Consider the following 14,062-nt stretch of genomic DNA (forward strand, 5'->3'; position numbering starts at 1 on the left):
AATAGGAAAGCCCACTACGGTGCGATAGTACCCCCTTTAGGGGTGGGATGATAGTGAGGTCAAATGCGATGTACAGATAAAATACCGAAAATACGTTCTGTACATCAAGTATTTGAAATGGTATAATTTTCATAACAGACAAGTAAAAGTCTCTAAAACAATCTTGTTCTCTGAAAACAGAATACATATGAGGTTGGAGTAACAAATTCTTCTGCTCCGTAAAATGTATTGAGTCGTCAAGTACAAGACGCTAAAACACATTTGAGAACTCACAATCTGACTCGTTTGGTAATAGAACGAGTGCCGTATCTGCTAGATGCACTGGATACGGAGTGGTGATGGCACACCGCAATCTTGCACGTCAGCGATACTAGAAATAGACGTCGCCTTTGGTAGCAAGAATCCCACTGACGTTAGTCAGCTTGCGGCTTTAGCCGTGGGAGTGTCAATATATTAGTAGTATGCCTTTTATATGGAGAAAAATCGATACATTTCGACAATGTTCGATATCTTGCAGATTCTATTCATATTTTTGACAAAAAATTGTCGGAAATGTGTTGTCACGTTTATATATATGTGCTATATTATTTCCTGTAAGCGATTTCAAATAGTTTTAAAGCGCATTCAAGGGGGACATCTAGAATAATGAAACGTTACGAAAGAAAGTGGAAGCATATTTGTTTGAAACGTGTGGCACATCGTAGTGTCCAAGAAAGCACGGAACCTAAGACTGAAACGCGCAAAGAGCAGCAAGAGAAGCAATTGGTTCTACAAAAATAGCAATCACTTTTTCGTATATAAATGAAGGTCGATCGTTCGTTGGGGGATGGACGTGAAATTACTTTCAGCTAAGGGGTATTGTCTGATATATAATTTATACGGCAAAAAATAAGCACAGAGCATACGGCGCTCTGTGCTTATTTTTATTTGTCTTTTTTGAATCGAACAGTTTTATCCCAGCCAATGACTTGTTTCTTACTCTTTGCACGTAAGTATAAAATTAAGCTACGAATGAATAAGTACGTAAAGAGCTGTGCGTACGTAAAGTACATGATAACACTAATAAAAATATTAGTTGGTGTAAAGGTTCGTTCCACACTCTGGGCACTAAATAATTGAGAAACATATGTAACATATGCGACATACCACATAAATAGTAGTGGGATGCTATATTGAATTTGGAATATCCCGAGTAACCCAATTACAAACCAAACGTTCGAAATGATTAAGAATAACCAAAATACAACATACACTAAAACTTGTTGTAAAGAATGGACGAGCAGTTTTCCTTTAAAGAAACTTAATGAAGAAAACATTTTTTCTAAAATGTACAAGTTCCCTTGAAGCCAACGTGTACGCTGCTTAATAAGAATTTTTAAATGCTCAGGTTCTTGTTCCCATGTAATTGACTCTGGAACGATTGGCAGGAGATAGCCTTTTTGTGTAATTCGTAATGTTAATTCAGCGTCTTCTGCAATTGCATAAGGGTCATAGCCGCCAAGCTCTTCTAATGCAGTGCGACGAAGAAGCATGTTTGTTCCTGTTAGTGAACCTGTTTGGAATAGTAACCAGCGTCCGGATTGCATAAGGAGCTGGAAGATTTGAAATTCTAACGAAATCATTCGTGTTAGCCAGTTTCTTTTTTCATTTACAGTACGAACATGCCCAACAGCTCCAACAGCATCCTCGGTTGTTTCAGCGTGTTCTACAAGCATTCGCAGTGCGTGTGGTTCAGGCTGGTTATCTGCATCATAAACACAGAAGTATTCACCATCTGAAATACTAAGGCCATAGTTTAATACACGTGATTTTCCTTTTGGTTCACCAGGTGGAACGCGAATGTGACGAATATGAGCATAAGCTTTGTCAAAATCGTCACCAATTTCAGGTGTCTCATCTTGCGAGTTATCGTTTAATAAATAAACAGTTAGTTTGCCTGGATATTCAATCTTTGCCATCGCCTCTAAAGTATCCTTAATCACGACGCCTTCATTGTGAGCTGGTATTAAAATATCGACGCTTGGGTAATGCTCTAGCGTACGATCTTTTTGTTTTCTACTTCGGTGAACTAAACCTGCGAGTGTTAAGAAAGAATAGTAAACGAGTAAGCCAGAGAATAGAAAGGCTGTAAAAATAAGTACATACTTAATTGAAAATGTGATGCTGATCCAAAAAACGAGTACGCAAAATAGAAGGAATAAAAGAAGTATAACGAGTGTCATCATAATAACTTCGGTCCTTTTGTAGCGATTTGTTCTCGTTTCATCTTAATATCTTGAATGGCCTCATCTGCAAGCTATTTTTCCATTTTAGGCTGTAGACGGTTCATTACAATATCGGCACCAGCTTCATTTGTATTTTGTAATAAAATGACTAATGTGTTTTTATCATACTCAGCAACAAGGTCAAAGTCAGCTCTTACCGTTTCAACTAATAATGAAGCTACACGGTCCATAACACTTTCCTTTGTATATTTACTAAAGGAAGTGAAGTCAAAATAAATCATAACGCCTGTTTCATTACGACGATTCATTGCATTGATTAATAATGCTTGTCGTCTCTCGAATTCTTGTCTTGTTAATAATTTCGATTCTCCAATGTATTGTTCTAACGTTCTCACACGTTCGGTTAATTCTTTATTTTCATGAATAACCTTCTTTAATAGATGAGTGGAGATATATACAATGAAGAAATTTGCTGCCATTAGGAAGTGAGTAATAATGTATTCCCATTGTTCTGATGTACTCCATAAGTAAAGCCATGCTTGGTAGAACAGGTAGAATACCGAAGTAATGGTTCCTAATATGAAGAAAACAAATGCAGTTTTATCAGGCAAAAATAGAAATAGTACATTAACAATTACATATATAATTGTAAAAATGAGAGCATGCTCATATTGCGTTACATGTACAGTTGTAAAATAAAATAAAATTTGTAAAATCCACATAGAGAGGACTTTATAGAAGTTATCTTTCACAAAACTTTCCTCCTTAAAGATAATTCATACAAGGATACTTGTAGTATGCACAATTATTAAGAAATAGATCGGATGACTACATTCTTTTTGAGAGGCAACAACAAGTAGTATCCCTCTTTTGTAAGAAAAAATAAACAGACTTGATAATTATTGTATCATAATGTTTTTATATTTCGGCATAAAGTATTTAATATATACTGAGAAAATAAAAAGTCCCCTCTTTAGAAAGAAGGGACTTTTTATTAATTTATAGGAACATCATACCTGCAACTGCTGCGTTTAAGAAGTTAGCTAGTGTACCAGCGATAACTGCTTTAATCCCTAATTGTGCAATTTGTTTACGGCGAGTAGGAGCTAATGTCCCTGTTACACCTAATTGAATTGCGATAGAAGAGAAGTTTGCGAATCCACAGATTGCGAATGTTAAAATTAGATTTGTTTTTGCAGAGAACTCTGCCATATGTGGTCCTAAGTTTGCGTATGCAACGAATTCGTTGATTGCAAGTTTTTGACCGATAAAGCTTGCTGCTTGTACAGCTTCACCAGGAGAAACCCCGATTAAAATTGCAAATGGTGATAGTAAGTAACCGAAGATTAAATCAAGGCTAAGTTTAATATCGAACCAAGAGCCAACCCATCCTAATAGGCCATTTAATAAAGCGATTAATGCGATGAAAGCCATTAACATTGCTGCTACGTTAATAACAAGTTGCATACCTTCTGATGCACCACGTGCTGCTGCGTCAATAACGTTTGCATCTTCACGCTCTGTAGAAAGTTCAACGTTATTATCTACTTTTTCTGTTTCTGGCATAATAAGTTTCGCAATTAATAAACTTGATGGAGCTGCCATAATTGCTGCTGCTAATAAGTGTTCTAACGGAATACCCATTGCTGCATAGCCGACAAGAACTGATCCAGCAACAGCTGTCATACCGCTTACCATAATAGCGAAGAATTCACTATTTGTTAAACGTGCTAAGTAAGGTTTGATTAAGATTGGAGCTTCAGTTTGTCCTAAAAATACAGTTGTTACTGAGTTTAAACTTTCTGCTTTAGAAGTTCCAAGAAGTTTACTTAATGCGCCACCAACGATACTAACAAATCTTTGCATAATACCGAAATGATATAAGATTGCTACTAATGAACTAATAAATACGATTGGAAGTAGTGCTTGAATAACGAAGATAAATCCCCAAGGGCCTTTTGCGTTGACTAAATCCCCAGCAACGAACTTAATTCCCTCGTAAGAAAAATTAATTAATCCTTGAACGCCATCTGCAGCGTGTTTTAAACCTGCTTTTCCGGCATCCCATCGTAATACGATAAATGAAAATGACATTTGTAATGCTAGCGCGATTAAAATCGTGCGCCAATTAATAGCTTTGCGGTTGGAAGATAGTAAGAAAGCGATTGCTAATACTCCAATCACGCCGCCAATTCCCCATAAAAGATTCATGCAGTGTATGCTCCTTCCTCATAGTAAAAAAATGTATAAAACAGTTGTCTATACTTCTGCAAATATAACATCTTAAGTAACTTATCATAATGGACATCAGAGGTCAAACGTCTAACGAAAAGTTTAAATAAAAAGAAAATTCTTCAAAAAAACACATATAAAATGATTAGACATGAAATAGGTTATGTTTTTTATGTGAAAATATACATTATGATAACGTTATGGATCATTATTGTAGAATATAGTGTATGAAATAGGAAAATAGATACATTATTTTTTTAGGGAAATAGGTTATACACATTAAAAAGAGCCTTCTAGTAATCTAGAAGGCTCTAAAAATATAACTTAAGGTGCTTTCGTATAACCTAAGAAGTGCTTACTCCAATAAGAATTGCTTAATGAAGCGATTGCTACACCTTTATCTCCAGCTTGGATAAATGATCCGCCCCCAAGGTAAATACCCATATGAGAAGGACCTGATTTATAAGTGTTTTGGAAATAAATTAAGTCACCTGGTTGTGGATTTGAAGTTTGTGGTAGGCTACCCCAATATCCTGCAACACTTTGACGGCTAATGTTATGACCAAATTTCTTAAATACGTGGTAGATGTAACCACTGCAGTCAACACCAGTAGCAGAAGTTCCGCCCCAAACGTATGGTACACCTTGCATTGATTTTGCATATGCAAGTACGGAAGAACTGTCACCGCTATTATTGCTTGTATTGTTATTATTGCTTGTATTGTTATTATTGCTTGTATTGTTATTATTGTTGTTTTGATTGTTATTTTGGTTGTTGTTAGGCTTATTATCTACTGCGCCACCAACTGGTGTTTTAGAAAGGTAACGTGTGCCGATATAACCAGTTTGGCCGTTGTAGTTAATTTTGCTCCATCCAGAGTTTTCAGAGATTACTTGAACCTTCTGTCCTTGTGGAAGTGCGCCTATGATTCTATAATTTGTACCTTCACCACTACGTACATTTAAGGCAGAAGCATTAATGTAGTAGTCACCAATTGCACCTTGATTAGGTTGTTCAGGTTGTTTTGGTTGCTCAGGAGTAGTAGTGCCACCTTTAACAAATTTCACGAATTCGCTACTAACGTAGCCTGTTTTTCCTTGATAGTTAACTTTAAACCAGCTACCTTCAGAACCAATTACGTTTAATGTCGTACCATTTAATACGCCACCAATTACGCTATGGTAAGTAGCAGGACCTGTACGTACGCGTAGAGATGTTGCGTTAACAACGTAAGTACCGCCAGTTTGAACAGTTACATTATTATTTTGTTCTTGTTTGTTATCTTGGTTGTTTCCTTGTGTAACGTTATCGCTAGAACCGCCTTTTGTTACGTAGTCTTTACTTACGTAAGCTGTTTGGCCTGCATAATTGATTTTGAACCAATCTTGAACTTCGCCAACAACTTGTACGACTTGTCCTTTCGTAACAGAGCCTACAGTTGTGTGAGAAGTGCTAGGACCTGTACGAACACGAAGGGAAGATACATTTACTGTATAGTTTCCGCTTGCTGGTTTTACAGATTCTTGGTTGTTATTATTCGTATTGTTGTTTGAAGAACCTGCATTAGCAGAAACACCAGATACGAATTCGCCACTTACATAGCCAACTTGTCCATTATGGTTGATTTTCACCCAACCATTTTCTTGGCCAATTACGTTTAATGTTTGTCCTTCATATACACGTCCTGAAACAGAACTAGAAGTGTTAGGAGCAGTACGTACACGTAATACATCGGCAGTAACTTTGTTTTTTCCACCTGTTGTACTTACATTGGAATTACTTGCACCATTTTTTGATACAAATTCGCCACTAACAAAGCCTGTTTGTCCATTCATGTTAATTTTGTACCAACCATTTTCTTCGCCAATCACGTTTAGTGATTGACCGTTATAAACGCGCGAGATGATGTCGTGAGAAGTACTTGATCCTGCACGAACATGTAATACGCTAGCGTTTACCGTATAAGATGAGCTGTTTGATGCAGAAGCTTGGACAGTTGTAGCAGCTTTTTGTGTATTTTGTTCAGGGGCAGCTTGAACACTATCAAGTGTAGGTGCTGCTCCTCCTGCTACAGACACTGCCGCAAGACCGGCAAGGTATTTTTTCATAATTTGTCGATTCCTTTCTGTCTGTAATGTAGTGAAGAAATATTTACCAACTGTTAAAAATTCTAAAGAGCATGTCGATTACTGTCAAGACTTATGCGGGAATCTGAATATGACAAAAAGATTACAAGAAAAAATCAAGGCATAAATCTATACCTTGATTTCCATTTAAATACATATATTGAATGTAGAAAGGATAGAAATTATTCGTGTTTAAGAAGATGACATATTGGATTGTAACAAACTCTGAGAAAATGATCGTTGCAGCATTTTAGTGATAGGGCCAACTTGACCATCTTGGATGGCGGTTCCATCAAGATGAGTCATCGGCAAAATTTCAATCGTCGTTCCTGTAAAAAAGCATTCATCCGCTTGATAAACATCACGAACGCTGAAAAGCTCTTCTTGTACTGGAATACGAAGGGTTTTCGCTAAAGAAAGAACATATTGACGAATAATGCCATTTAAAATAAGGTGATTAGCTGGATGTGTGTAAAGAGTTCCGTTTTTAATTAGAAAGAAGTTAGAGTGGCTTCCCTCGGTTACAGTACCATTTCGTACGAAAAGGGCCTCTTTACAACCTTTTCGTTCCGCTTTCGTAGTAGCTAATATATTCGGTAATAAATTTAATGATTTAATATCACAGCGTAGCCAGCGCGTATCCGGTTCTGATATGGCACGTACACTATATTCAATCCATAACGCTGGTCTTTCTTTCTTTGTAATATAGGCATAGATTGTTGGAGGGACGTCATATGAGAACGTATGGGTACGAGCTTGTACACCACGAGATACTTGCAAATAAATCGTTCCATCTTCGTGGAAGTTATTATTTTCGATTAGTTTATAAAGTAGGGTAATCAGTTCCGCTTTTGAGAAAGGGAGTGTTAATTCTATTTCTTCCATGGAGCGATATAATCTTGTGATATGCGGATCTAATAAGTGAAAGTTCCCTTTATATAGACGAATAACCTCGTAGACACCATCCCCAAACTGCAAGCCTCTTTCCTCAAGGTCTATGTACGTTTTTTGTTTCGTTGTATCAATAACTGTATCATTCCAAAGTACAAATCTTTCATATGCCAATTTTCGTCCCATCCTTTCGTAAGTGCATAAGTAAAGTGAAGCTTTCATTCATTTGGAATAAAAATCACTACAGTAATTTTTATGTGAGTAATCCTTTACATATGACGTATATGTATTTGTAAATGGTAGAGAAGTGGTAGTGATTTACAGCATTTCGTATATACAAATTCGAAAATAAGAAATAAGAATCCTGCTTTTAAATAAAAAAAAGCAACATTCTTATGGAATGCTGCACAAGGAGGGTAGCTATCTTTCATAGGGACATCGTCTTATTGAATGTTTTGTGTATGGAAACAAAACATATTGAAAGACAATTATAAGAAAGTAGAAATAAACGATTCACATATTTCTTTAAGGGATCTTATTACAGATGAGAGATAAGAAATATATAGAACCTCGTTTACATATTTTATTATAGAGATACTTCATTAATTCTATGTGAATATTTGGTAAAGGTTATGTAATGTTAAAGTTAAAGTTAATGAATATAAGTAATTGTATGGAGGAATATAAAAAAAGAGGCTGAGATTACTCAGCGCTCTTCTTTTCTTCTTTAATAGCTGTCTTTACTTCACCAGTTTTGATCTTGTTGCTTTCAGAGAAGCGAAGTAAGTCACCCTCAATGATTTTGTCAGACATGTTCAATTCATTTTGGGCACGATCAATAAGTGGTTGAGATTCTTCTTTTGGCAGTTGTACAACTTCGCCAGTAGCACGGTCGTAGAATGTACTGTTCGTGTACATGTACTTATCTGTAACGAAGCTACCATCACGAAGAACAACGAATCCTTTATTATCAGGTGAGAATACGTCATGACCGAATCGAACGTCATTCGTAGAGTCTACACCAAGTAAGTTTAGAATAGTTGGTTTAATGTCAATTTCACCAGTTGGTTTTGAAATTGTTTTACCTTCTTTTTGACCTGGAACGTGAATAAACATCGGTGTTTTTTGTAAGTTCATATGGTCAAATGCAGTAATTTCTTCTTTTCCTAAGAACTGTGCCATTGCACGGTTATGGTTTTCAGAAATACCGTAGTGGTCACCGTAGAATACGATAACTGAGTTGTCGTAAATACCTTCTGCTTTTAGACGCTCAATAAAGTGTTTCATTGCTTCGTCTAAGTAGCGAGCTGTTACCATGTAACGGTCAAATACGCCATCACCAGAATTGTATTCGTCAATTAATTTTGTATTGTCATCATAAGTGAATGGGTAATGGTTTGTTAAAGTAAGGAAGCGAGTATAGAACGGTTGCTTCACTTGTTTTAACATATCGATAGATTGATCAAAGTACTCGATATCTTTTAATCCCCAGTTTAATTTCGTTTCTGGCGTAATCTTATAGTCAAGCTCGTTGTAGTAACGATCATAACCAAGTGCCGGATACATAATGTTACGGTTCCAGAATGTTGCGTTGTTTGCGTGGAATACTGCAGTGTAGTATCCTTGCTGACGTAAAATTTCTGGAGTTGCTGTATATTCGTTGTTACCGTGTGTGAAGAATACAGCACCACGGTCTAGTGGATACATTGAAGTATCTACTAAGAATTCAGCATCAGATGTTTTTCCTTGCCCAGTTTGATGGAAGAAGTTATCAAAGTAATAACTTTCTTTCGTAAATTGGTTTAAGAATGGTGTAACTTCTTGTCCGTTAACTGTTGCACCGATTAAGAATGTTTGTAATGACTCAAGAGAGACAACGATTACGTTCTTCCCTTTTGCAGTACCAAACATATTTGGATCTGGTTTGCTTTGCGTTGTTTTTACGTAGTTCTCTGTTTCCTGTAACTTACTGCCGTCAGCAAATGCTTTTTGTGAACTTGATTTTGCTTGTAAGCCAAGATCATATACTTGGTGTACATATAAACCTAAGTTTTTAACAAGCATAACGCGGTCGAATGAACGTGTTAATAGTTCTGGACGCTCAGCTTCTGCCAATCCTAAGTTTGCGAAGAAAATAGCAATTGTTGACACGAAGTATAGGGAACGCATTGGGCGTGCTACACGTTCTGTCGGTGCAAAATTCTTCATCTTCTTCAATAAAATGAAGAATACGATAATATCAGCAAATGCAAGGATAATTTTGTAGTTAAACAATTCTTTTACACTAGAACCTAAACTTCCGAAGTTAGATGTTTGTCCTAGTACTGGTAAAGTAACGAAGTCATTGTAGAATCCGTAGAACATTACGTTACCAACAAGAACGATTGTTAAGACAAAATTAATTCCAAGTGCTATATAGTTACGTTTTTTCCCTTTTGCAAATAATGCAAGACCAACAAGCAGTAATGATGCTGCTAATGGGCTCAGGAATAAAATGAATTCTTGCATGAAAGATTCAAGTTTTAAATCAAAGCTTGTGCGTGTAATAAGATATGTCTTCAACCATAAGGCTAAAGCTACGAATGCAGTGAAACGCACATTTTGAAATTGTGATTTCAAGGTTTCTTTCATTCATTTCCACCCTTTCTCTATCAGGCTTGGTCGATTTTGGAGCGAAAAATGCTAAAATAAAAAATACATAGTTTTCTTGGCCATAATTAGAGGTTCTATATTCACCCATATACGACTATAACTATGCATACCCTTTTAGTTTCTTGTGTTACTCATAAGCATAACGTCATTTCTGTATTATACAACAAAATTCATTTCTGAGAAACACTATAACATTTTACATTTTTTGTATAAGATTTGTCACTACCAGAGAAAACTTTAACATTCGTTTATATGTCCGTCAACTAGAAAATATAACAAAGGTAGAGCAGAATGTTAAGTGAAAGTGAAAAATTTCTTGTTGAGAAATAAGAAATGACAATGGGTAAGTGGTTATCTAGAAACCTATTATATGAAGGGAAGTATGTAAAAATTAACGAACACTTGTTCTTTTTGGGTTTGTTTGTTACAATGAAAGTTCATTGATAGATTATGTGTAAATTTGATGAACTTTTACTGAAAACATATTGTAGCTTATTTCTTTTAAAAAATAGGGAGGCTTTTACATGGAGCAAAAATTTTCAGTTGAAGCATTTTGGAAGAAAGTAAAACATGTCGCAAAGCAGGCAGGGCAGTCAGTCATTTATGCAAGTTTATTGTTGTTTTACGTTTTGCAGAAACCAGATGTTCCAAAACGAGTGAAAATTATTGTAATTGGAGCACTTGCTTATTTTATTGCACCGATTGATGCGATTCCAGATTTCGTTGCTGGAATTGGTTATACGGATGATTTAGGGGCGTTAATGGCTGCGCTATTACAAGCGTCGCTATACGTCGATGATGATGTAAAAGATAAGGCACGAATGAAGTTGGCAGAATGGTTTGGTTCGGATATAGACACATCCTTTATCGATCAGAAATTAGATCAATAGGTAAGAACTGTCACATGGTGACAGGGCGAACGTAAGCGAGGAAGTGCATTATGCCATCAGGAAGAACGCATACGAAAATAAACTTAATATCCCTTCCGGTTGTTTTGTTTATGCTCTTTTCGTATGGACTAACAAATTTTGATTTTTTATTAACTTTTGCAATTGGCTTTTTAGTAGGTACTACATTTTTAACACCGGATTTAGATACGTATAGTAATGCGTATAATAAATGGGGATTCCTGCGTATATTTTGGTATCCGTATAAGAAGGTGATGCCGCATCGTTCCTTTTTTACACACACAATTATACTTGGTGATGTAATTCGCATTGCATACATGTTAATTGTGTTTTCTCCGTTTTTATTCCTATTAAATGTAATCGCGCTTGACGGGAATTTAATAGAAATGGCGAAGGAACATGAGGTTGAAATTGTAACGTTCGTAATGGGAATTGTTGTGGCAAGCACGCTTCACATTATAGCGGATAAAGTGAATACGCGCCGTAAGAAAATGATGAGAAAAAAGAAGAAACGCAGAAGATAAAAAACCGTCCCAAAAAGGTATTTTGGGACGGTTTTTCTTTTTTAATCAAACGTTTGTTTAAAAAGGAAATTAAGCTTTCAGTACTTTTATACCTTTCACGATGTTCCAAATGAAGTAGTATAAGCTAATGATTCCGCAAATACATAAGACAATCATTGTACCGATGCCCAGTGTTACATCCGGTTGATCAGATCCAAGACCCATAACTCCTAAAATAATCATGCCAATGAATGTAGCAATACTTGGGATAATGTGTGTCCATAGAGCACGTTTTGCATGTGGTTTCGTTTCCGCGTCTCCCACAATCCACACAATAATCGGGAATAAGATAGGGGCAAATAATACACTAAAGTATGATAAAGCTGCTAATATTTTGTTTCCGTTCATATATATCACCTCATAAATAATATCCGTTGTTATACCTTTATTATGCAGGAAAGTTAGCGAGCCTTCTATCGATGAACATTACAAGAACATGACGATTTTGTAAGATTTTTTCGTTAAATAATAAAATTTTCAAAAAAATCTTTTTAAATGGAAATTGTTATGGTACAGTATAAAAGAAAGTTGTTGAAAACGTTTTCTTAAACGTTTTTTTATTTTTAGGTTTAAAGGTATGATGACCTGATAGTCTATTGATGAGGTTATTCTACTTAAAAGGGGATTCTTTAGGGGGAGAGAACAATGAACACATGGACACAAGTTTATGATCCGTTCGGAAACATTTGGATTTCGGCAGCGGTAGCACTTATTCCGATTATCTTTTTTTTCTTAGCTTTAGCAGTTTTCCGCATGAAGGGGTATGTGGCAGGATTTATTACAGTTGTACTTACAATTTTAGTGGCATTATTCGCTTATAAGATGCCGTTCACAATGGCGATGGCAGCGACCGGATATGGTTTCTTATACGGATTATGGCCAATTGCTTGGATTATCATTATGTCGGTATTTTTATATAAAATATCTGTGAAAACAGGTCAATTCGATGTGATTCGTGCATCTGTATTATCCATTACGAATGACCATCGTTTACTCGTTATTTTAATCGGTTTTTCATTCGGAGCATTTTTAGAAGGGGCAGCGGGATTTGGTGCACCAGTAGCGATTACGGCAGCGCTTCTTGCAGGTCTTGGGTTAAATCCTTTATATGCAGCAGGTCTTTGTTTAATTGCAAACACAGCACCAGTAGCGTTCGGAGCGATGGGTATTCCGATTACAGTTGCTGGACAAGTAACAGGTATTGATCCACATAAAATTGGACAAATGGCTGGACATCAATTACCGTTCTTATCATTATTTGTTCCATTCTTTATCGTATTTTTAATGGACGGGTTGAAAGGAGTAAGACAAACGTGGCCTGCTTTACTTGTAGCAGGTAGCTCATTTGCAATTACGCAGTTCATAACAGCGACATTCTTAGGGCCAGAACTTCCGGATATTACGTCGGCACTTGTAAGTTTAGTTAGTTTAGCGCTGTTCTTAAAAGTATGGCAACCGAAAGAAATTTATCAATCTGGGCAAGCAAATAGAGAAGCAGCTGCAACAACAGCGGCATCGATGCCAAAATTAACATTGGGAAAAGTAGTAAAGGCATGGTCTCCATTTATCGTATTAACGGTTATGGTAGTCATTTGGAGTCAAAGTTTCTTTAAAGCATTATTTGCTCCAGGAGGCGCGTTAGAAAGTCTTGTATTTAAGTTTGAAATTCCAGGCTTGCACAATTTAGTAATGAAAGCAGAGCCTATTGTAAATAAAGCGACTCCTTACGAGGCAATTTTGAAGTTTGATGTATTATCAGCAACGGGAACAGCAATTTTAATTGCTTGTCTCATTTCCATGCTGATTTTGAAAATGAGTGTAAAAGATGCAGTGGTAACATTTAAAGAAACTTTAAGTGAACTTAAAATGCCAATTTTATCTATTGGATTTGTATTAGGATTTGCATTTATCGCAAACTATTCTGGGCTATCTTCTACACTAGCATTGGCACTAGCAGGAACTGGCGGACTATTCCCGTTCTTCTCACCATTCTTAGGATGGATTGGCGTATTCTTAACAGGGTCTGATACGTCAGCGAATGCATTATTCTCAAATTTACAAGCAATTACAGCGCAGCAAGTCGGTGTATCTGAAGTACTCCTCGTTGCAGCGAATACAACGGGCGGTGTAACCGGAAAAATGATTTCTCCACAATCGATTGCCATTGCTTGTGCAGCAGTTGGACTTGCTGGGAAAGAATCAGATTTATTCCGGTTTACAGTAAAGCATAGTTTGTTCTTCGTAATAATTGTGGGGATTATGACTTATGTTCAGGCTTATTATTTAACTTGGATGATTCCGTAAGTGGAATATTATAAATAAAAACAAGCGATTTTAAATGAATCGCTTGTTTTTATTTATATACAAAGAGTTAAAAAACATTGAAATTTTAACTCTTTGTATATAAAATGATTCTTAAAAATAAAATTATGTATGGATATAGATTTTTGGAACGATAATATAA

At 36.1% G+C, this 14,062-nt stretch carries 9 protein-coding genes and 1 pseudogene; 3 read left to right on the forward strand and 7 right to left on the reverse strand.

Going from position 1 to position 14,062, the window contains the following annotated elements; translation table 11 throughout:
- Positions 1 to 923: 923 nt before the first annotated feature.
- The 6 genes and pseudogenes from LMD38_RS00695 to LMD38_RS00720 form a co-directional block, all read right to left on the reverse strand.
- Positions 924 to 2,225 (reverse strand): glycosyltransferase family 2 protein, encoded by a 1,302-nt coding sequence (locus tag LMD38_RS00695; protein WP_228920124.1) that lies wholly within the window; start codon positions 2,223 to 2,225, stop codon positions 924 to 926.
- A pseudogene (locus tag LMD38_RS00700) lies at positions 2,222 to 2,977 on the reverse strand (diguanylate cyclase domain-containing protein). The gene LMD38_RS00695 and the pseudogene LMD38_RS00700 overlap by 4 nt, the downstream one beginning before the upstream one ends.
- A gap of 247 nt (positions 2,978 to 3,224) precedes the next feature.
- Positions 3,225 to 4,436 (reverse strand): NupC/NupG family nucleoside CNT transporter, encoded by a 1,212-nt coding sequence (locus LMD38_RS00705; RefSeq protein ID WP_001051013.1) that lies wholly within the window; start codon positions 4,434 to 4,436, stop codon positions 3,225 to 3,227.
- A 345-nt stretch (positions 4,437 to 4,781) separates the two neighbouring features.
- Positions 4,782 to 6,566 (reverse strand): C40 family peptidase, encoded by a 1,785-nt coding sequence (locus tag LMD38_RS00710; protein WP_228920126.1) that lies wholly within the window; start codon positions 6,564 to 6,566, stop codon positions 4,782 to 4,784.
- A 210-nt stretch (positions 6,567 to 6,776) separates the two neighbouring features.
- Positions 6,777 to 7,661, reverse strand: coding sequence for a D-amino-acid transaminase (locus LMD38_RS00715; protein ID WP_228920128.1), 885 nt, complete (start codon positions 7,659 to 7,661; stop codon positions 6,777 to 6,779).
- A 516-nt stretch (positions 7,662 to 8,177) separates the two neighbouring features.
- Positions 8,178 to 10,106 carry an LTA synthase family protein gene (locus LMD38_RS00720; protein WP_016718951.1) on the reverse strand — a complete coding sequence of 643 codons (1,929 nt, stop codon included), beginning with the start codon at positions 10,104 to 10,106 and terminating at the stop codon, positions 8,178 to 8,180.
- Positions 10,107 to 10,651: 545 nt separating this feature from the next.
- On the opposite strand from LMD38_RS00720, the gene LMD38_RS00725 reads away from it, so the two are divergent.
- Together LMD38_RS00725 and LMD38_RS00730 are read left to right on the forward strand one after the other, a co-directional pair.
- Positions 10,652 to 11,017, forward strand: coding sequence for a YkvA family protein (locus LMD38_RS00725; RefSeq protein WP_016718950.1), 366 nt, complete (start codon positions 10,652 to 10,654; stop codon positions 11,015 to 11,017).
- 50 nt (positions 11,018 to 11,067) lie between these two features.
- Entirely contained in the window at positions 11,068 to 11,559 is a 492-nt protein-coding gene (locus LMD38_RS00730; protein ID WP_001139083.1) for a metal-binding protein, read from the forward strand.
- Positions 11,560 to 11,628: 69 nt separating this feature from the next.
- On the opposite strand, the gene LMD38_RS00735 is transcribed toward LMD38_RS00730, so the two are convergent.
- Positions 11,629 to 11,946, reverse strand: a complete 318-nt coding sequence (locus tag LMD38_RS00735; RefSeq protein WP_061529301.1) for a magnetosome magnetite crystal formation protein family — start codon at positions 11,944 to 11,946, stop codon at positions 11,629 to 11,631.
- A gap of 297 nt (positions 11,947 to 12,243) precedes the next feature.
- Here LMD38_RS00735 and lldP point away from each other — a divergent pair, with 297 nt between their 5' ends.
- A complete protein-coding gene (gene lldP / locus LMD38_RS00740; protein ID WP_228920129.1) occupies positions 12,244 to 13,902 on the forward strand; it encodes an L-lactate permease in 1,659 nt (552 codons plus the stop codon).
- Positions 13,903 to 14,062 lie beyond the last annotated feature (160 nt).

The organism is Bacillus pacificus, assembly GCF_020861345.1.
Lineage (GTDB): Bacteria > Bacillota > Bacilli > Bacillales > Bacillaceae_G > Bacillus_A > Bacillus_A pacificus.